We start from the raw sequence: 19,900 nt of genomic DNA on the forward strand, positions 1-19,900 counted from the left end.
GGGTCATGTGCTTGCGCTTTTCACACGCGCAAGCGCGTTTCGCGCGATCAGGATGTGAAATGGCAGGATCGCAGCCAGGTACAGGCGCCCGCCAAGGTTATGGCGTCGGACCCACGTGGCCAGCGAGATGCGGCCGTTTTCCGACAGGACGGAAACCCGGAAATCCAGGTGGCGATCGTTGAATCCTGCGATCACCTCGGTCCTGCCATCATGTTCGACCGGGAAGATCCCCAGCTTGTCGCCGGCATCCGGGCCTGTCGTGCTGAGGCCAAAGGGTGTCACCAGCAGGCCGCGCAGCCGAACCAGTGCCATCGCCCATCCGGGGAACGCGGTGATGATTTCCGCGGCCCGGCGCGGCGGAAGATTGGATTCAACACTGAAGCAGTCCAGAAAGTCGCCGGTTTTGAACCGTTCGTTCAGCAGGCTGTGCGCGGACAGTTCGGAACGCTTTACCGGCGAATGAAACATAAAGCTATCCTCTGAGCGTGGTCAGAGCCTCTTTCAGATCAATCGCTCCATCATAAAGCGCGCGGCCGGAAATGGCACCGTTCAAGGCTGCGCCACAATCGCGCAGGGCGATCAGATCGGCGATCGAGGACACGCCGCCAGATGCGATGACCGGAATATCAACCGCTTTGGCAAGCTCTGCGGTGGCCTCGACATTGGGGCCCTGCATCGCGCCGTCCCGGTTGATGTCGGTGTAGATGATCGCGGCCACGCCCGCGTCTTCGAAGCTGCGGGCCAGATCGGTTACCTGAACATTGGTTTCTTCGGCCCAACCCTTGGTGGCAACCAGACCGTTGCGCGCGTCGATGCCCACGGCGACCTTGCCGGGAAAGGCTTTGGCCGCTTCGCGCACCAGATCGGGGTTCTCGACCGCGACCGTGCCCAGAATAACCCGCGCCAGACCCTTTTCGATCCAGGTTTCGATGGTGGCCATGTCACGGATGCCACCGCCCAATTGCGCGGGCACGTCGCAGGTTTTCAGAATCGCTTCGACCGGGGCGGCGTTGACCGGCTCACCTGCAAAGGCGCCGTTCAGATCGACCAGATGCAGCCACTCGCACCCGGCCTCGACAAAAGCGCGCGCCTGCGCGGCGGGGTCTTCGTTGAACACGGTGGCTTTGTCCATTTCACCACGCAGCAGGCGCACGGCATTGCCGTCTTTGAGGTCGATGGCGGGGTAGAGGATCATGTCGGGCGGCCCTATATCTGTGTTGCACGCGCGGGATATCGCACAGGCGGGGCAGGGGATGCAACGCGACGCTGGGTCATTCTTGCCCGCAGCTGGCTGCCGGGTCAGACTGCCATCAAAACAGGGAGACCATCATGAAGAGATTTACTTTTGCAGCGGGTTTGATGCTTCTTGCGACCAGCGCAATGGCTGCGGATCCCGTCGACGGTCTGTGGAAGACCGCACCGGGTGATACCGGCGGCTATCTGCACGTGACGATTTCCGCATGCGGCAGTGCGATCTGCGGAACCATCGACAGCGCGTTTGATGCGGATGGCAACGAGCAGCTGGAATATGAAAACCTTGGCAAGCAGATCATCTGGGACATGGTGCCCGAGGGTGGCGGAAGCTATGACAGCGGCAAGATCTGGGCACCGGACCGGGACAAGACATACAACTCGAAAATGTCGCTGGACGGCCAGAACAAACTGACCGTCAAAGGGTGTGTGGCGGGCGGTCTGATCTGCCGCGGACAAACCTGGACGCGTGTTCAGTAGGGTTCAGGGTTTCCAGGTCAGGAAGTTTCCCAGCATGCGCAGGCCAACGTCCTGACTTTTCTCGGGGTGAAACTGCATTCCAACCATCGTGTCGCGGCCAATGACGGCCGTGACCTCCTGCCCGTAATCCACATAAGCCAATCGCTGTGCCGGGTCGGATACCCGGAAGTGGTAAGAATGCACGAAATAGGTGTGATCGCCGGATTTCACCCCGTTGAACACCGGGTGATCGCTGTCCAGAACAAGATCGTTCCAGCCCATATGCGGCACTTTCAGCGATGTGTCTGACGGCTCGATTCTGACGACATCGCCGGCAATCCAGTCCAGACCATCCGTTTCGCTGTATTCATGGCCCTTGGTTGCCATCAACTGCATGCCCACACAGATGCCCAGAAACGGCCGGCCTTTCTGTTCGACCGCCTCGACCATCGCGTCATAGATACCCTTGTGACCACGCAATTCGGCAGCGCATGCCGGAAACGCCCCGTCGCCGGGCAGAACCAAGCGATCCGCGCGCGCCACAACATCCGCGTCCGAGGTGACGACAACCTCGCCCGCGCCGACCTCCTGCGCCATGCGCTGAAACGCTTTTTCCGCCGAGTGCAGGTTGCCGCTTTCGTAGTCGATAATGGCGGTCAGCATTTACAACGCGCCTTTGGTCGACGGAATCGCGTCTGCCTTGCGTGGATCGGTTTCGACGGCGTCACGCAGCGCGCGCGCGACGGCCTTGAATGCGGCCTCGGCGATGTGGTGGCTGTTGAAACCGTGCAACTGGTCGATATGCAGCGTGATGCCTCCATGGGTGCTGAGCGCCTGAAAGAACTCGCGCACAAGTTCTGTGTCGAATGCACCGATCTTCTGCGTCGGCAGGTCCACATTCCAGATCAGATAGGGGCGGCCCGACAGGTCCAGCGCACAGCGCACCTGAGCGTCATCCATGGGCAGGTGGCATTCTCCGTACCGCTGGATACCTTTCTTGTCGCCCAGGGCCTGCGTCAAAGCCTGCCCCAGCGCGATGCCGGTATCTTCGACCGTGTGGTGATCATCAATGTGGTAATCGCCCTTGGCGCGGATCGTCATGTCGATCAGGGAATGGCGCGCCAGTTGATCCAGCATGTGATCAAAGAAGCCAACTCCGGTCTGGTTGTCATATGTACCGGCGCCATCCAGATTGATCTCTACCGAGATTTTCGTTTCGGCAGTCTGGCGGCTGATCTTTGCGCTGCGCATGGGCGAATTCCTTTTGCTACAGGCGCGCTTATAGACGGGGATGGTCGTGGTTTTCCAGACCATGCGTTGCGATCGCTGCAAACTGTTGCAGGGGATTGCACCCGGCTTGGCCCCGTGTCAGCTTGCCAACAACACGAACCGATAGGGTCAAATCATGTCCACCTGCGTTTTCATCCAGATCCGCTGCAAGCCCGGCACCACCTACAAGGTCGCCGAGGAAATCGCCCTGCGCGAAATCCACTCTGAACTGTATTCCACCAGCGGTGAATATGATCTGCTGCTCAAGCTCTATATCCCCGAGACCGAGGATGTGGGCCATTTCATCAACGAACACCTGCTGGTGATTCCCAATATCGAACGCTCGCTGACCACAATGACGTTCAAGGCGTTTTAGCCCAGTTCGAATGAGGTGACGCCAAAGACACGGCTCAGATCGATATCCGGCGCGCGGCCGGAATACATCCGGGCCGTTTCAAACACCTTTTCCAACCCGAGCTTTGCGGCCAGCGCAAACGCGGCCGTGTTGGGCAAAGGCATGTCGATGAAAACGGCATCCTGTGAATGGTGGGCTGGCACGGTTTCCAGCAAACTGGCCAGCAGGGCTTCGGCGATGCTCTCGCGATCTGCAAAAAGCGGCCCGATCTTGTACCCTGTCCGGCAGGGGCGCAACGTTGCATACCCCTTGATCTGACCATCCTCGGAATACACGCGGGACATATGGCCAGGCGCGCTGATCCAGCCCTGTAAGAACGCGTCGCGGCGGGCCGGAAAAAGGTGCCGGTCGTAGGCGAACAAAGCCTCGGACGCCGCCGTCAGGGGCTCAACGCCGGTTGATGGGGTCAGAGCCTGCTGCAACTTCTCTACAGTCGCCGTGAAACGATAGTTGTTATAGGCGAAAGAAAATCCCGAACTGCGGTAGTTGTGTTGCTGGTCGACGACCCCATCCAGACCGATGTTGCCCGCATTGCAGTTTTCCAAGGCATGCCGCCAGATTTTCAGCCCGTGGCCCGATCCGCGAAACTCGGGCAGGACGATGTAGAAGCCAAGGAACGCAAATGCGTCATCATACTGAACGACCGAGATGGAAGCGATCATTTCGCCATCCAGGAATCCCCCGAGAAACCCGCGAGTATCCGTGCCGTGGAAGCAACGAGCATCGTGATGCCCCGGGTTCCACCCTTCGCGCCCGGCCCAATCAACGGCCTTTTGGACCTCGTCAACGGTAAGAGGGCGGATGACGTAATCAGACATGGGTGAATCCTGCGTTGGGCAATGCAACCAGAATGACGCAATGTCTTGTGAAGAGCCAGCATGTATGGAGAGTTTGGTATCTGGAGCGGGCGAGGCGATTCGAACGCCCGACCCTAACCTTGGCAAGGTTATGCTCTACCCCTGAGCTACGCCCGCATCAGATACATATGTGGTCCGAAGACCTCTCAATGGAGCGGGCGAGGCGATTCGAACGCCCGACCCTAACCTTGGCAAGGTTATGCTCTACCCCTGAGCTACGCCCGCGCCGTTGAGTGAGGAGGGATTTATAAATTCCCACGCGGGGCTGCAAGCGGAAAAACACAAAAAAGAGGAAAAATATTTCGACGGAACTGGGCATCCGGCCCGTTCAATCTCAAACACGGATCAAAAAAGGACACAGGCAGAGGGGCTTTCATGATTTCTGTTGCAGACATGAAGATAATGGCGCTGGCCGCAATGATCTTGCTGGTCACCGCGATGCCGAAATCGGACGATCACGAACACGGTCAGATCACGCCCGTTTTGTCGAAAGCGCCCCATGTGATGATTACGGATCTGACGGGATAACACCCGCCAACCGAGCTACAGCGCCAGAATCAGGTTGGCGATGGCCGCAACCAGAATGGCCAGGAACGTCAGGCTCATGCCAGCCTGCCGCAGGATGACGATCTGGGGCGTGCGCCCGAATCCGTAAGCGTGCAGCAGACGCCCGGCCAGCAACATCAAACCCAGTATATGCACAAGCAACCCTCCGGCGCCCTGTAATTCCACCATGGCGATCAGCAAAAGGGCGATAGGGGCGTATTCGGCGCAATTGGAATGTGTCCGTATCGCCTTGATCATCAATTTGCTGCCCCCATCCCCGACCGAGATTTTGTCGCTGCGGCGCTGAAGGATCACTTTGACGCTGAGTGCCACGTAAAGAATAGCGATCAGGGCCGCATAGATCGGGGTGATAGCAAGCATGGTGGGTCTCCGTTCCAGCATAGAAAAAGGGCCGCGCGGTTTCCCGCGCGGCCCTTTGAACTGTAACCGGTTCGGCAGGTTATTCCAGCTCGACCAGAAGGTCCTTTGCGTCAATCTGGCCGCCGGGCTGCACATGAACGGCCTTGACGGTCGCATCGCGCTCGGCGTGGATGCCGGTTTCCATCTTCATCGCCTCGATGGTCAGCAACATGTCGCCTTCCTTGACCTGCTGGCCCGCTGTTACGGCGACGGTGGCAACAACACCGGGCATCGGCGCACCGACATGATCCGGGTTGCCGACCTCGGCCTTGGGCCGCGCCTGCGTGGTCGAGGTGACCAGCCGGTTCGGAACCCGGATCACGCGCGGTTGGCCGTTGAGTTCAAAGAACACTTTGACCTCGCCCTTTTCATCCGTTTCGCCGATGGCCTGACACCGGATTTCCAGCGTCTTGCCGGGGTCGATTTCCGCGGTGATCTCTTCGCCCGGCTCCATGCCGTAGAAGAAGGTGCGCGTTGGCAGGGTACGAACCGGGCCGTAGATCCGGTGGCGACCCATGTAGTCCAGGAACACCTTGGGATACATCAGGTATCCGTTCAGATCCTCGTCATCGACCTCTTTGCCTTCCAGCTGCTTGGACAGCTCGGCGCGGGTGGCTTCAAGATCGACCGGGGGCACGTCCTTGCCGGGTCGCTGCGTGTTGGGAACCTCGTCTTTCAGCACCTTCTTGATGATGGTCTCGGGGAAACCGCCCGGAGGCTGACCCAGATTGCCGCGCATCATGTCCACGACCGAATCGGGGAAGGCCACGTCGGTATTCGGGTCCTCGACCTGTTCACGTGTCATGTTCTGGCTGACCATCATCAGCGCCATGTCTCCAACGACCTTGGAAGACGGCGTGACCTTCACGATGTCACCGAACATCTGGTTCACGTCAGCATACATCTGGGCCACTTCGTGCCAGCGTTCTTCCAGACCCAGGCTGCGTGCCTGCGCCTTGAGGTTGGTGAACTGACCGCCCGGCATCTCGTGCAGATAGACCTCGGACGCAGGGGCCTGAAGACTGGATTCGAAGGCCGCATACTGGCCACGCACAGCCTCGAAGTAATCGCTGATTTCACGAATGGCCTTGATGTCCAGCCCGGTGTCGCGGTCGGTATGGCGCAGCGCCTCGACAACCGTACCCAGCGTCGCCTGGCTGGTATTGCCCGAGAAGCTGTCCATCGCGCAGTCAACTGCATCCACACCCGCCTCGGACGCGGCCAGAATGGTCGCACTGGCAATACCGGCAGTGTCATGGGTGTGGAAGTGTATCGGCAGCCCGACCTCTTCTTTCAGCGCTCGGATCAGGATCTTGGCCGCGGCCGGTTTCAGCAGGCCCGCCATGTCCTTCAGGCCCAGAATATGCGCGCCGGCGTCGCGCAGTTCTTTCGCCATGCCGACATAGTATTTCAGGTCGTACTTGGCACGATCCGGGTCAAGAATATCGCCGGTGTAGCAGACGGTACCTTCACAAATCTTGCCGCTTTCGACGACCGCATCCATCGCCACGCGCATGTTCTCGACCCAGTTCAGCGAGTCGAAGACGCGGAACACGTCAATTCCTGTCGCCGCCTGACGCACGAATTCCTGCACCACGTTGTCAGGGTAGTTCGTATAGCCCACGCCGTTTGCGCCGCGCAGCAGCATCTGGGTCATCAGGTTCGGCATCGCCTCGCGCAGGTCTCGCAGGCGCTGCCACGGGCATTCCTGCAAGAACCGATACGCCACGTCGAAAGTCGCGCCGCCCCAGCATTCGACCGAGAACAGCTGCGGCAAGTTCGCCGCATAGGAGGGAGCCACCTTGATCATGTCGATCGAGCGCATCCGGGTCGCCAGCAGAGACTGGTGCCCGTCGCGCATGGTGGTGTCGGTGATCAGCAGTTGGCGCTGTGCCTTCATCCAGTCGGCCACCGCCTGCGGGCCCTTCTGCTCCAGCAGGTTGCGCGTACCCATCTGCGGTTCGGCCTTCAGCGCCGGAGGCCTGGCCTCTTTCAGGTCGGCGCGCGGGCGCGGGCGGTCCTTGGTTTCGGGATGCCCGTTCACGGTGATGTCCGCGATATAGGTCAGAACCTTGGTGCCGCGGTCGCGCCGCTTCTTGAAGGTGAACAGTTCGGGCGTCGTGTCGATGAACTTGGTGGTGTATTCGTTCGACAAGAAGGTCGGATGCTTGAGCAGGTTGATGACGAAGTCGATATTCGTCGAAACCCCGCGGATGCGGAACTCGCGCAGGGCGCGGTCCATCCGGGATATCGCCTTTTCGGGCGTGGGGGCCCAGGCCGTAACCTTGGTCAGCAGCGAGTCGTAATAGCGCGTAATCACCCCGCCCGCATAGGCCGTGCCGCCATCCAGACGGATGCCCATACCGGTGGCCGAGCGATAGGCGGTGATCCGGCCATAGTCGGGGATGAAGTTGTTCTGCGGGTCCTCGGTGGTGATCCGTGTCTGCAACGCGTGGCCGTTGAGCTGGATATCCTTTTGGCTGGCCATGCCCGTCGCCTCGGCCAGCGTCTTGCCCTCGGCAATCAGGATCTGCGCCTGCACGATGTCGATACCGGTGACTTCTTCGGTCACGGTGTGTTCGACCTGTACGCGCGGATTGACTTCGATGAAGTAGAACTTGCCGGTGTCCATATCCATCAGGAACTCGACCGTGCCGGCACATTCGTAATTGACATGCGCACAGATCCTGCGGCCAAGCTCGCAGATCTCGGCGCGCTGTTCGTCGCTCAGATACGGGGCAGGGGCGCGTTCCACGACCTTCTGGTTCCGGCGCTGGACCGAGCAGTCGCGTTCATACAGGTGATAGATTTCACCGTGCTTGTCGCCCAGGATCTGCACCTCGACATGGCGCGCACGAATGATCATCTTTTCCAGATAACCCTCGCCGTTGCCGAATGCGGCTTCGGCCTCGCGACGGCCTTCCAGCACTTTCTCTTCCAGCTCTTCTTCCGACTGAATCGGGCGCATGCCGCGCCCGCCGCCGCCCCAGGACGCCTTGAGCATCAGCGGATAGCCGATTTCGGCGGCCTCCTTGCGGATCGCGTCCATGTCATCGCCCAGAACTTCGGTGGCAGGAATGACCGGAACACCTGCTTCAATGGCTACGCGTCGCGCGCTTGCCTTGTCGCCAAGCGCGCGCATGGTTTCCGCCTTGGGGCCGATGAAGGTGATGCCGTTTTTGACGCAGGCATCGACGAAATCCGGGTTCTCGGACAACAGGCCATAGCCCGGATGAATCGCGTCGGCACCACTTTGCTTGGCAACACGGATGATCTCGTCGATCGAAAGATACGCGGCAACCGGCCCCATGCCTTCACCGATCTGATACGCCTCGTCCGCCTTGAACCGGTGCAGGCCCAGTTTGTCTTCTTCAGCGTAGACGGCGACGGTTCGTTTTCCCATCTCGTTTGCTGCGCGCATGACGCGGATGGCAATCTCGCCGCGGTTGGCGATCAGGATCTTGTTGAAGTCTGTCATGATAGGTCCCGGTCTTTTGTGTATGGGCGTCTTATTGGGCGGAGAATACGCGCAGGTATATCCGTTCTTCTGGGTAGAACCGGCATGTTATCGCTCGCAAACGCCCTATGATCGCAGCGCCCTTATACTTTTGCTGCGCCGCAGCATCAAATGTTTAACGATAACTCTCAATCTGACACAGGCTTGCCAGGCCCATCTGGCCCATATTTGCATGCAGGTCCTGCCTGAGAATCTCGATGACATGTGCAGGCCCCCGCGCGCCAAGTGCCGCAAGACCATACAAAAAAGCCCGCCCGAGCATGACGAAGTCTGCGCCCAGCGACATGGCCCGCAAAATATCCAGACCGCCTTCGACACCACTGTCGAAGATCAGGGGCAGGCGGGTTGCATCCCGGACAGAGGGCAGAACCTCGATGCTGGCCGGGGCCGCGTCAAATTGCCGACCGCCATGATTCGACACCCACAAGGCATCGACACCGACTTGTTCCAGCCTGCTCGTATCCTCAGGTCGCAGGACACCCTTCAGGACAAGCGGACCGTCCCAATGGTCGCGCAGCCATTTGACATAGTCCAGATCCGGCGAGGTTCGAAGCAGATAACCGATATGAGCCGTGGGCGGCAGATTTCCGGGGTTTTCGATATATTTGTCCAGCGTTCGCATGTGCGGCACACCGTTGCGCAGCATGCCAATCGCCCACGCGGGTCTTTGGGCGATCTGCGCCAGAATGCGCGGGGTCAGCTTTGGCGGTTGCCGCAGGCCCGATCGTGTCTGCCTTTCCCTGCGCGATGCGACGGGAACATCCGCGGTGAGGACCAGGGTTTTGAACCCGGCTTTGCGGACCCGGTTCAGCAGGTCTTTTCGAATATCCGGATCCCGGGGCGGGTAAAGCTGGAACCAGGCATTGCCCCCAAGATGCGGTGCCATGTCTTCGGGGCTTTGGCTGGCTACGGTCGACAGGGAATAGGGAATACCCGCCTCTGCGGCCGCGCTGGCAAGCAGTTGCTCGGCGCGGGGCCAGACCAGCCCGGACATTCCGATCGGCGCGATTCCGAACGGCAGCGGATACGAAGCGTCGAGAAACGTCTTTGACGTATCAAAGCCCAGCTCGCCATGCAGGATCGAAGGGCAGAGGCGCACGTCATCCAGCGCCTGGCGGTTCCGGTGCAGTGTCGTTTCAATCCCGGTTCCACTGTCGATATACTCCCACACGAAATGCGGCAGACGACGGCGCGCACGGTGTTTCAGATCCGGTATACCGGGATAGGTGCTGTGCAAGTCCATGCAGATTGATCCGACCTGCCACGCGATTCGGCAAGTTTTTTAAGCTGCATCCTTAGGTGGTTGCCGGTGTTCAGGCGGCGCATTTTTGGTCTGGTTCCTGGTGCCGCTTGCAACATGCACCTGGTTGCGCCCCTTGTCCTTGGCGACATAAAGCGCATCGTCTGCCGCGCGCATCAGGTCCTGCGGCATGGTGCCGTGGGCCGGGTAGTGTGCGGCCCCGACCGATATCGTAATGCGCGGCAAGGCCTTCTCGCCATATCGTACGGTTACGGCTTCAACCGCCTGGCGCAGTTGCTCGGCGCGGGTCACGGCATCTTCGGGGCTGTTGTCAGGCAGGATCAGCATGAACTCTTCACCCCCTATGCGGCAGGCGACTTCGTCCCGGTCGCACCCTTGTTCCAGGGCGGCGCCGACGGCGCGCAATACCATGTCGCCCGCATCATGCCCATGAGTATCGTTGAACTTCTTGAAGTGATCCACGTCCACGGCGATCAGGCTTAGCGCGGCGCCCGTCTGATGACTGCGGCTGATGGACTTGCGCAGCGTCTCGGTCATATGGCGGCGATTGAACAGCCCGGTCAGGGGGTCTCGTACCGATTGGTCGTGAAGCTGATCCCGCATGCGGACGTTAGCGATCGCCATACTGATCTGTTCGGCGCACAATTGGGCCAGCTTGCGGCTCTTGTTGAAGCAGTCTTCACGCCCCTCCAGTGCCCGCAGATGCAAAAGACCAACGGTTTCGCCATGGGCCAGAATGGGAAAGCAGAAATAGGGCCGCCCGTCATGCGGTTCGGCGTGTTCGCATACAAAATCAATCTCGGATGCGCCGAACTCGTAGGTCCGGCCGCGCCGCAAGCCCCAGCAACCTTCGGGGTGAATGTGGGATTTATGAGTTCCACCGTTCCAGCTGGCGCAGCCATCCAGCACATCGCGTGAGTTTGAATAGACATACACGCTGCCTTCGGCCTCTGGCAGGATGTGGGTCATGAAGCGAGACACCATGTCGAACAGTTCATCCAGCGACCGGCTTGATTGCAGCCATTCGTTCAATTCACCCAGCAGGCGGACCTCTCGGGCCAGGCGCAGCTGCTCGTCCATCAGCTCCCTCTCTTTCTGGGCCCGTTTGCGAAGGTCGCGAACCTGACGACGGTTGGTGCGATGGACAATCAGGATGACAGTCGTCAGCGCCAGCAGGGCGACCCCGCTCAGCAGCGCCAGAGACAGGCGAACGCGCGTGATGAACAGGTTCCGCAGGTCGGTTATGTCGGAATAGAACTCGATCGCGCCCATGAACGTCGCATCCTTGATGATCGGCGTATAGACCTCGGCCACATGGCGGCTGCTCAGTTCCGTATCCCGGGAATTGTCGACAACAAAGGAATCAACTTCGGTAATCGGCTTCTCTTCGTGTTTGTAAAAAAGGCCCCCAGCGGCGACGATCGACTGGAAATAGGGTTTTGTATTCACGAACCCGACGTCGCTGGCTCGGGTCGACCAGAACACCTGCCCCGAAGCATCGAACAGCTTGAAGCGGTAAATGTCCGTGGTTTCGGGCAGTAGCTCCAGAAACTCCTGGTCATGATCGGTCAATGCGTGAAAACGGAATGTCTGTTCAAGATCGTTCAGATGGCTTTCGACCTGGCGGCTCATCCGCATCGCGTTCTTTCGCAGGTCTGCTTCCAGCATGCGATCAACCACTGGCGCCGGGGCGGCATAGATTCCCCAGCCCGCTGCTGCCGTCAGCGCGAGCAGTATCAGGGCCACGCCCATCATTTTAAGCCTCGAGGACTGACCCGTCAGTTCCGCCTGTTTCATTTGTCCGCTCCCACTACACTCTGCCAAACATTCCAGTCAGGATTTGACAGAGAGTTAACGGGGATGCGGCGCGGTGGCGTGTTTGTTGATAATTGAATGTAAAAAGAAGTGCGAAAAGTCTGTGAACAAGCCGTGAACAAACCCTTTCCCTTCGCGCTTATCCGGCGTAGTTTGGGGCCATGAGCAGTTTTGACGAAATGGACGCCTTCGAGGGCGCATCGCTGTCGGCGCGGGCCATGGCCGTGCGCCCTTCGCCCTATCTGGATGATCTGAACCCGGCACAACGGGACGCGGTCGAGCGTCTGGACGGACCGGTTCTGATGCTGGCAGGTGCCGGGACGGGCAAGACCAAGGCTCTGACCACCCGGATCGCGCATCTTCTCAACACTGCGCGCGCACGTCCGAATGAGATTCTGTCGGTAACCTTCACCAACAAGGCCGCGCGCGAGATGAAGGAACGGGTGGGCCGCCTGTTGGGGCAGCCTGCTGAGGGGATGCCATGGCTGGGTACCTTTCATTCGATCTGCGTCAAACTGCTGCGCCGCCATGCGGAACTGGTCGATTTGAAATCGAACTTCACCATTCTGGATACCGACGACCAGTTGCGCCTGCTCAAGCAGTTGGTGCAGGCCGCAAATATCGACGACAAACGCTGGCCTGCGCGGATGTTGCTGGGAATCATCGACGATTGGAAGAACCGTGCGCTGACGCCCGACAAGGTGCCAGCCGCCGATGCCGGGGCTTATGACAGCAAGGGCATTGAGCTTTACGCTCAATACCAGACCCGTCTGCGTGAGTTGAACGCGGTGGATTTCGGCGACCTGCTGCTGCACATGGTTACGATCTTCCAGACCCACCCGGACGTGTTGGAGCAATACCAGCGCTGGTTCCGCTATATCCTCGTGGATGAGTATCAAGACACAAACGTTGCTCAATATCTGTGGCTGCGGTTGCTGGCTGGCGGGCACAAGAACATCTGCTGCGTGGGGGATGACGATCAATCGATCTATGGCTGGCGCGGGGCCGAGGTGGGTAACATCCTGCGCTTTGAGAAAGATTTTCAAGGCGCCCATGTGGTGCGGCTGGAACAGAACTACCGCTCGACCCCGCATATACTGGCGGCCGCGTCGAACGTCATTCGCGGCAATGAAAACCGTCTGGGCAAAGAGCTGTGGACCGAAGCCGAGGAAGGCCACAAGGTCAATCTGATCGGCCATTGGGATGGCGAGGAAGAGGCCCGCTGGATCGGCGAGGAGATCGACGCGATGCAGGGCGGTACGCGGGGTATTCGCCCGATGAACCTTGATGAGATCGCCATCCTCGTGCGCGCCAGCCACCAGATGCGCGCCTTCGAAGACAGGTTTCTGACCATCGGTCTACCCTACAAGGTGATCGGCGGCCCGCGATTCTATGAGCGGATGGAGATTCGCGATGCCATGGCCTATTTCCGGCTGGTGGTCAGCCCCGAGGATGATCTTGCGTTTGAGAGAATCGTAAACACGCCGAAACGCGGCCTGGGTGACAAGGCGCAGCAAACCATCCAGATGACCGCGCGCGAAAATGGGGTGTCACTGGTCGAAGGGGCTCGGATTGCGGTCGACAACGGGCTGATCAAGGGCAAGGGAGGCAAGGCGCTGCGCGAACTGATCGACGGTCTGGCGCGTTGGAATGCGATGACGCGTGGGCCACGGATCGAGGTGGACGACGATTCGGTGATCGATGACGGTTCGCCCATGCGGTTCGGCGCACCCGAGCATACGCATATCGAACTTGCGCAGATCATTCTCGACGAATCCGGCTATACCACCCACTGGCAGAACGACAAGACACCCGAAGCGCCGGGGCGCCTTGAAAACCTCAAGGAACTGGTGAACCAGCTGGACAATTTCGAGAACCTGCAAGGGTTTCTGGAACATGTCAGTCTGGTCATGGACAACGAACAGGACAGCGACGGCGCCAAGGTTTCGATCATGACCCTGCACGCGGCCAAGGGGCTGGAGTTTCCCGCCGTCTTCCTGCCGGGCTGGGAAGACGGGCTGTTCCCCTCGCAGCGGTCAATGGACGAATCCGGGCTCAAGGGGCTCGAGGAAGAACGGCGCCTGGCCTATGTCGGCATCACCCGTGCCGAAGAAGTGTGTACCATTTCTTTTGCCGCCAACCGGCGGGTGTTCGGGCAGTGGCAGAACTCCATGCCGTCCCGGTTCATCGACGAATTGCCGGAAGATCACGTTGAGGTCCTTACGCCTCCGGGTCTCTATGGTGGCGGCCAGCCCGCTGCGGGCATTGAAACCCGTGCGGCCGAAGCGAATGTCTACAACTCGCCGGGCTGGAGGCGGATGCAGGCGCGGCAGGGGCAATACGGCATGTCGCAGCCGCGCGAATCCCGCAACACGGTGATCGACGCGACCGCAGTGGCCAGTTTCACGCTGGGGGAACGGGTGTTCCACCAGAAATTCGGCTATGGCGCGGTTGTCGGGATCGAGGGCGACAAGGTCGAAGTCGAGTTCGACAAGGCAGGCACAAAGAAAGTGGTCTCACGTTTTCTGACCAACAAGGATGACGTCCCGTTCTGAGGCGTCATATCCCTTCGACCAGAACCAGATTGGTCGAGGCGGTGGCTTGCCGGATCTTCGCCAGCTCGATGTAATCAGGGTCGTCTTTCCAGGCTTTCGCCGCGGCAAGGTCCGGAAACTCCATCAGCACAATGCCACCTTCGGGCCAATCGCCTTCGATCCGTTCGACCGGTTTCGATGAGACCGTGAGCAGGCGGCCTTTGTGACGGTCGAAGATCGGCATGAAACCTGCCAGATAATCCTGATACCCATCCGGGTCGTGGATGTCGATCTGCGCGATGAAACAGGCGGCCATTGTTTCCTCCGGATCAGAAATCAGAGGGCCATCTTACACCTATGTCAGAAAAACAAAAAAACGGCGGTTCCCAGGGAGGAGGAAGGGGAACCGCCGTCTTGTCAACATCAGAGCAGGGAGGAGGAGAGCCCCGATGTATTCGAACCCGGGTTTGAGCCCGGTATGGAGAAGACGCGGCGACGTCAGGGAGGAGGAAGGCGTCGCCGCGCGCTTTCAACATCAAGGCAGGGAGGAGGAGAGCCTCGATGTATCAGGATCCGGCGGGTTGAGGCCGGTATTTGGTGCGGCAACGTCAGGGAGGAGGAGAGACGTTGCCGCTGATAACAGACCCTAAGGGAGGAGGAAGGGCCTGATCTCGGTATTCGTGGCGCGCTTATTGCGCAATGTGATCATTGGCGGCCTGCATGGCCACTCGACGGATCATGGACCGATGCAGGCCCAGATCGGCCAGTTCACGGTCCGACAGCCCTGCCAGCTCATTGACGGTCTGGCGATACATACGATAGCGGGCAAAACGCGCCTTTGCGTTTTCGATCAAAGTTGCGAGTCCGAACGCCGGTGCGCTCTTCGAGGCTGTATGTGTGCTTGCGACTGCCATGCTCATCATCCGTATTTATCTACTTTGCCGATTACGCTCGGCCCTTGCTTGAGGTTGAAAATAGGCAAATGCTGCGATTGCACAATAGGTCGCGTCGTCAATGCTGCTATGCAGCAAGCGCATAGATTGGTTCAGTTTTTTCCTTCAACTCGAAATGCGCCTTGAAACATTGGGCCTTCCCTTGGGTCACGGGTGACAGCGGAAACATGGCCTTCCCACGGCTTGCCCTCTAATTGAGCGGTGTTGGCTGGAATTTGTGCGCAATAAAACGATTTTGGACGTGCGTGTGACCGAAGCGCCAGGCAAAGCGCGGCGGTTCAACTATTCCCTGTTGCCCAGTTTACCGGTATCGCAGGTCGTAGGGCGTACTGCCTGAACGCCACGGGATTTCATGGGCCGATGTGGTTGTCGGGGGCGAAGTCCCGTCGGAATTGCGCGCGAAAAGCGAATGATTCTGCGAGATCGCTGCCCAAGGATGCTGGGTTTTTCCAATCAAAACGGCAATTCTTTAGATTTTTTGGGAAATCGTGGGAAAAAAAATTTCAGCCTCAAATCATCTATATCTAGGGGGTGTTGTGTCGCTTTGGCCTATAGTTGGTGTTATTGCGTTCAAGTTTCATGATAGTATTGTTCCTGAAGCGTGATTCATGGAACACGGTTCGCAAAATTCCTGTTGATTTCCATGAATTCCCATGGCATCCCTAATACATCCGATGAGGACGAGGCAGCAGGGGCACCAAACGACCCCGACCAAAAATAATCAGGTTTCATACAGGCATCTCGCTTTCATCAATCAAGAGATCCGGCGCGCGGGCGAGCAGACATCCCCCCAGGTGGCGCGTGCAGCTGGACATCCCGCAAAGCGGGTCAATGCGGCGGGTTGATCAGTGGCAGCAGATCAACCCGCCGTTTTTCATCCGGGGGGAACGCGAATTTCAAGTGGGGCGCAAGCGAAAGGGACAGTCGTCTTGGCGCGCAGGTTTAGAGGTGAAAGCCACCATAAGGTGGATGCGAAAGGCAGGGTGTCGATCCCGGCCTCGTTTCGCCGCGTGCTTGAATCCTCCGATCCCAACTGGCAGCCCGGCGACAATCCAGAGCTTGTGATCGTCTACGGGGATCATCGCCGCAAATACCTGGAATGCTATACCATGCAGGCCATCGACGAGGTCGATGCCAAGATCGACGCGCTGCCTCGCGGTTCGATGAAGCGCAAGATGTTGCAGCGCCTGTTCCACGGGCAGTCCTTCCCGACCAATGTCGATGAAACCGGGAGGCTGGTGCTGCCGGCCAAGCTGCGCAAGAAGATTGGCCTTGAGGGCGAGGCGTTTTTTATCGCCGCCGGGGATACTTTTCAGATCTGGAAGCCCGAGACCTACGAATCCGAAGAATTGGCGGCGACCGAGGAATGGCTGGACGGCCTTGGCGACGATGTTGATCCTTTGCAATTCCTCGATGAAGTCGAGGGCGGGTGACGGCATGGCGGCCGCGGATCACCCAAAACCGGACGCTCCTCACATCCCTGTCTTGCTGCGCCCGCTCCTGGCGGCGGTGGCGCCGGTCACGGGCGTCTGGCTGGACGGAACCTTCGGCGCAGGCGGGTACACCCGCGGATTGCTGGAGGCCGGGGCCGACAAGGTGATTGGCGTGGATCGCGACCCGCTGGCTTTTGAGATGGTGACAGACTGGGCGGGTACCTACGGCAACCGGCTGGTGATGCAGCCCGGCGTGTTTTCTCGTATGGATGAATATGCGCAGAACCTGGACGGCGTTGTTCTAGACCTTGGCGTTTCCTCGATGCAACTGGACCAGGCCGACCGTGGATTTTCGTTCATGAAGGATGGCCCTTTGGACATGCGCATGAGCCAGGATGGCGAAAGCGCCGCCGATCTGGTCAATACCGCGACCGAGGCGCAACTGGCCGACATCCTGTTCCACTATGGTGAAGAGCGCGCCAGCCGCCGGATTGCCAGGGCGATCGTCAAAGCGCGCGCGGAAGAGCCGATCACCACGACTCTGCGTCTGGCCGAGATCATCGAATCCTGCCTGCCGCGTCCTAAACCGGGTCAATCCCACCCGGCCACGCGCAGCTTTCAGGGGCTGCGGATCGCCGTGAATGCAGAATATGAAGAACTGTTTCAGGGGCTGATGGCCGCTGAACGTGCTTTGAAGCCCGGCGGGCAACTGGCCGTTGTCACTTTCCACTCCATTGAAGACCGAATGGTGAAACGGTTTTTCCAGTCCCGCGCGGGCAAGACGGGGCGCGCGAACCGCTATGCGCCCGAGATCGAACAGGAACAGCCGCAATTCACACTGAAGACCCGCAAGGCGGTAGGGCCTGACGAACAGGAATTGCAGGAAAACCCGCGCGCGCGCTCGGCCAAACTGCGCGTGGCGATCCGAACCGATGCTCCGGCGGGGGAAATTGAAGCGCGGGCCATCGGGATGCCGCAACTGGGGGGAAGGGCAAGATGAAGAGTGTTTTGTATGTGTTGACTGCTCTGTCCGTGTTCGGGTTGGCGTTGTGGGCCTATCAGGAAAACTATCGGACCCAGCAAGTGGTAAAAGAAACCCAGTCTTTGCAGCGCGAGATCGGAATGGCACAGGTGCGCTTGGCCGTTCTGAACGCGGAATGGGCCTATCTGAACCGCCCGGACAGGCTGCGCGAACTGGCCGACCTGAACTTTGAACGCCTTGGTCTGCTGCCGTTGCGGGCCGAGCAGTTCGGACGCGCGGATCAGATCGCCTATGCCGAAGACCCGGACCTGCCCGTCGTTGATCCGATTGAATTGCAGGCCATCACTGACATTCAGGCTTTGGGCGAGGTGCAAATTCCATGACCCGCACCCCTCTGCGCCCTCTGGCCCGAATCCTTGATGCCCGCGCCAGGGGCGAAAACCCCAAGGCAATCGAGCGCGAGAACATCCGCAAGCGTCACGAGGATATGAAAGATCGCGCCCGCGCCCGCGCCGAAGGGCGTCTGCTGGTACTGGGCCTGTTCTTCTTCTGCGCTTTTTCCATTGTCGGCTTCCGCATGGGCATGTTGGCGACCTCGGAAGCACAAGAGCCTCTGGCCAGCGCGCCGGGAGCAGCGATTGCCATGCAGCGCGCCAACATCGTCGATCGCGAAGGGCGCATACTGGCCACCAATCTGGACACCTATTCCGTTTACGCGCAGCCCCCTTTGATGATCGATCCCGTCGCCGCTGCAGAGCAGTTGGTTGCGATTTTTCCTGATCTGGACAAAGAGCGGCTGATCAAGGACTTCACCGGCAACCGCAAATTCCTGTGGATCAAGAAACGCATTTCGCCCGAGCAGAAGCAGGCCGTGCACGACATCGGTGATCCCGGCATCCTGTTCGGCCCGCGTGAAATGCGGCTTTACCCCAACGGGCGGCTGGCCGCTCATATCCTGGGCGGGTCCGGTTTTGGTCGTGAAGGCGTCAGCGCCGCCGAAGTGATCGGCGTGGCTGGTGTGGAAAAGCAGTTCGACGATTATCTGCGCGATCCGGCCAACGGTAACAAGCCGCTGCAACTGTCGCTGGACCTGACGATTCAAGCCGCAGTTGAACAGGTTCTTTACGGCGGTATGAAGATCATGAACGCCAAGGGGGCTTCGGCCGTTCTGATGAACGCGCATACGGGCGAGGTTATTTCCGCTGCTTCGTTGCCTTCTTTTGATCCGAATGACCGTCCGCGCCCGCCGACCTCGGGCTTTGACCCCTCGGACAGCCCGCTGTTCAACCGTTATGTACAAGGCGTGTATGAACTGGGATCTGTTTTCAAGATTTTCACCGCGGCCCAGGCCGTTGAACTTGGGTTGGTGAATTCGAACACCATCATCGATACGTCCGGGCCGATGAAGATCGGCCGCTTTCCCATCGGCGAATTCAACGGCAAAAATTACGGCAAGATCAGCGTGGCAGATGTGATCGTCCACAGCTCGAACCGAGGCACGGGGCGTCTGGCCTTGCAAATCGGGGCCAAACGGCAGCAGGAGTTTCTGGACGCGCTTGGCATGTTCGATCCGACCCCATTCGAGATTGTCGAGGCCAAGGGCGGTGTGCCGCTGAAGCCGAAAAAATGGGGCGAGCTCAGTACCGTGACAATTTCTTATGGCCATGGCCTGTCGACCAGCCCGATGCATCTGGCCGCGGGATACGCGGCGATTGCCAATGGCGGGCATTACGTCAGCCCGACCATTCTGCGCCAGAACGGCCCGCAATACGGGCCTCGTGTCATGTCGCAGAACACTGCACGGCAGGCGCAAAAGATGCTGCGCAAAGTGGTAACGGACGGCACCGCCAGTTTCGCCGAGGTCAAGGGCTATGACGTGGCGGGCAAGACCGGTACGGCCGACAAGCCCAAACCGCGCGGCGGGTACTATGATGACAAGGTCATTGCCACCTTTGCGACGATCTTCCCGGCCTACGATCCGCAATACGTTCTGATCGTGACGTTGGACGAGCCTTCGATTGTGGCCTACGGTGAAAAACGCCGCACGGCCGGTTGGACCGCCGTGCCTGTTGCCGCCGAACTCATCGGCCGCGTCGCACCGTTGTTGGGGTTGCGTCCCCGGCTTGAGCCTGAGGCGGGCGCTGCTATAACGCTGACCTCAAACTAGGCTGTCCGGCAAGAGGTGGGT

19 protein-coding genes and 2 tRNA genes are annotated in these 19,900 nt (G+C 59.4%); 8 read left to right on the forward strand and 13 right to left on the reverse strand.

Annotation, left to right across the window (positions count from 1 at the left end; genetic code table 11):
- Positions 1–3 precede the first annotated feature (3 nt).
- On the reverse strand, positions 4–468 hold the full coding sequence (locus GOW09_RS00665; protein ID WP_152458685.1) for a DUF2867 domain-containing protein: 465 nt from the start codon (positions 466–468) through the stop codon (positions 4–6).
- 4 nt (positions 469–472) lie between these two features.
- Positions 473–1,195 (reverse strand): 1-(5-phosphoribosyl)-5-[(5-phosphoribosylamino)methylideneamino]imidazole-4-carboxamide isomerase, encoded by a 723-nt coding sequence (gene hisA, locus GOW09_RS00670; protein ID WP_171114885.1) that lies wholly within the window; start codon positions 1,193–1,195, stop codon positions 473–475.
- 134 nt (positions 1,196–1,329) lie between these two features.
- On the opposite strand from hisA, the gene GOW09_RS00675 reads away from it, so the two are divergent.
- Complete coding sequence (locus tag GOW09_RS00675) at positions 1,330–1,731, forward strand: DUF2147 domain-containing protein (RefSeq protein ID WP_170343692.1); 402 nt, start codon at positions 1,330–1,332, stop codon at positions 1,729–1,731.
- Positions 1,732–1,734: 3 nt separating this feature from the next.
- Here the strand turns inward: GOW09_RS00675 and hisH are convergent, their stop codons facing one another.
- Together hisH and hisB are read right to left on the reverse strand one after the other, a co-directional pair.
- Positions 1,735–2,373 carry an imidazole glycerol phosphate synthase subunit HisH gene (gene hisH / locus GOW09_RS00680; RefSeq protein WP_170343693.1) on the reverse strand — a complete coding sequence of 213 codons (639 nt, stop codon included), beginning with the start codon at positions 2,371–2,373 and terminating at the stop codon, positions 1,735–1,737.
- On the reverse strand, positions 2,374–2,961 hold the full coding sequence (gene hisB / locus GOW09_RS00685) for an imidazoleglycerol-phosphate dehydratase HisB (RefSeq protein ID WP_171114888.1): 588 nt from the start codon (positions 2,959–2,961) through the stop codon (positions 2,374–2,376).
- A gap of 154 nt (positions 2,962–3,115) precedes the next feature.
- Between hisB and GOW09_RS00690 the strand changes: the two genes are divergently transcribed.
- On the forward strand, positions 3,116–3,355 hold the full coding sequence (locus GOW09_RS00690; RefSeq protein WP_050602861.1) for an Lrp/AsnC family transcriptional regulator: 240 nt from the start codon (positions 3,116–3,118) through the stop codon (positions 3,353–3,355).
- Here the strand turns inward: GOW09_RS00690 and GOW09_RS00695 are convergent.
- The 3 genes from GOW09_RS00695 to GOW09_RS00705 form a co-directional block, all read right to left on the reverse strand.
- Positions 3,352–4,212 (reverse strand): GNAT family N-acetyltransferase, encoded by an 861-nt coding sequence (locus GOW09_RS00695; RefSeq protein ID WP_152458680.1) that lies wholly within the window; start codon positions 4,210–4,212, stop codon positions 3,352–3,354. The two genes, GOW09_RS00690 and GOW09_RS00695, sit on opposite strands and share 4 nt — an antisense overlap.
- An 81-nt stretch (positions 4,213–4,293) precedes the next feature.
- Positions 4,294–4,368, reverse strand: a tRNA-Gly gene (locus GOW09_RS00700).
- Between the two features lie 33 nt (positions 4,369–4,401).
- Positions 4,402–4,476, reverse strand: a tRNA-Gly gene (locus tag GOW09_RS00705).
- A 150-nt stretch (positions 4,477–4,626) separates the two neighbouring features.
- On the opposite strand from GOW09_RS00705, the gene GOW09_RS00710 reads away from it, so the two are divergent.
- On the forward strand, positions 4,627–4,779 hold the full coding sequence (locus GOW09_RS00710) for a hypothetical protein (RefSeq protein WP_171114892.1): 153 nt from the start codon (positions 4,627–4,629) through the stop codon (positions 4,777–4,779).
- A 15-nt stretch (positions 4,780–4,794) separates the two neighbouring features.
- Here GOW09_RS00710 and GOW09_RS00715 read toward each other — a convergent pair whose 3' ends face one another.
- From GOW09_RS00715 to GOW09_RS00730, 4 genes are all read right to left on the reverse strand, one after another.
- Positions 4,795–5,178 (reverse strand): MAPEG family protein, encoded by a 384-nt coding sequence (locus tag GOW09_RS00715; RefSeq protein WP_152458679.1) that lies wholly within the window; start codon positions 5,176–5,178, stop codon positions 4,795–4,797.
- Between the two features lie 79 nt (positions 5,179–5,257).
- Entirely contained in the window at positions 5,258–8,695 is a 3,438-nt protein-coding gene (locus GOW09_RS00720) for a pyruvate carboxylase (protein WP_171114894.1), read from the reverse strand.
- A 154-nt stretch (positions 8,696–8,849) separates the two neighbouring features.
- On the reverse strand, positions 8,850–9,977 hold the full coding sequence (locus GOW09_RS00725) for an alpha-hydroxy acid oxidase (RefSeq protein WP_171114896.1): 1,128 nt from the start codon (positions 9,975–9,977) through the stop codon (positions 8,850–8,852).
- A gap of 39 nt (positions 9,978–10,016) precedes the next feature.
- The gene (locus tag GOW09_RS00730) at positions 10,017–11,792 is read right to left on the reverse strand and encodes a diguanylate cyclase (RefSeq protein ID WP_171114897.1); all 1,776 of its coding nucleotides are present in this window, start codon (positions 11,790–11,792) and stop codon (positions 10,017–10,019) included.
- Positions 11,793–11,971: 179 nt separating this feature from the next.
- On the opposite strand from GOW09_RS00730, the gene GOW09_RS00735 reads away from it, so the two are divergent.
- Complete coding sequence (locus GOW09_RS00735) at positions 11,972–14,365, forward strand: ATP-dependent helicase (protein WP_171114899.1); 2,394 nt, start codon at positions 11,972–11,974, stop codon at positions 14,363–14,365.
- A gap of 4 nt (positions 14,366–14,369) precedes the next feature.
- Here GOW09_RS00735 and GOW09_RS00740 read toward each other — a convergent pair whose 3' ends face one another.
- Together GOW09_RS00740 and GOW09_RS00745 are read right to left on the reverse strand one after the other, a co-directional pair.
- Positions 14,370–14,660: a DUF1330 domain-containing protein gene (locus GOW09_RS00740; RefSeq protein WP_171114901.1), complete on the reverse strand. Its 291-nt coding sequence runs from the start codon at positions 14,658–14,660 to the stop codon at positions 14,370–14,372.
- Positions 14,661–15,033: 373 nt separating this feature from the next.
- A complete protein-coding gene (locus GOW09_RS00745) occupies positions 15,034–15,258 on the reverse strand; it encodes a DUF1127 domain-containing protein (RefSeq protein ID WP_171114903.1) in 225 nt (74 codons plus the stop codon).
- A 968-nt stretch (positions 15,259–16,226) separates the two neighbouring features.
- Between GOW09_RS00745 and mraZ the strand changes: the two genes are divergently transcribed.
- From mraZ to GOW09_RS00765, 4 genes are read left to right on the forward strand one after another with little or no spacing between them, the layout of a single operon-like run.
- Positions 16,227–16,730, forward strand: a complete 504-nt coding sequence (mraZ, locus tag GOW09_RS00750) for a division/cell wall cluster transcriptional repressor MraZ (RefSeq protein WP_152458672.1) — start codon at positions 16,227–16,229, stop codon at positions 16,728–16,730.
- A gap of 4 nt (positions 16,731–16,734) precedes the next feature.
- Positions 16,735–17,730, forward strand: coding sequence for a 16S rRNA (cytosine(1402)-N(4))-methyltransferase RsmH (gene rsmH, locus GOW09_RS00755; RefSeq protein WP_171116473.1), 996 nt, complete (start codon positions 16,735–16,737; stop codon positions 17,728–17,730).
- The gene (locus tag GOW09_RS00760) at positions 17,727–18,095 is read left to right on the forward strand and encodes a cell division protein FtsL (protein WP_152458671.1); all 369 of its coding nucleotides are present in this window, start codon (positions 17,727–17,729) and stop codon (positions 18,093–18,095) included. Before rsmH ends, GOW09_RS00760 begins: the two co-directional genes overlap by 4 nt.
- Complete coding sequence (locus tag GOW09_RS00765) at positions 18,092–19,879, forward strand: penicillin-binding protein 2 (protein WP_171114904.1); 1,788 nt, start codon at positions 18,092–18,094, stop codon at positions 19,877–19,879. Before GOW09_RS00760 ends, GOW09_RS00765 begins: the two co-directional genes overlap by 4 nt.
- The last annotated feature ends 21 nt before the right edge of the window (positions 19,880–19,900 follow it).

This window comes from Ruegeria sp. HKCCA5463, from assembly GCF_013034175.1.
In the GTDB taxonomy this organism is placed as follows: domain Bacteria; phylum Pseudomonadota; class Alphaproteobacteria; order Rhodobacterales; family Rhodobacteraceae; genus Ruegeria.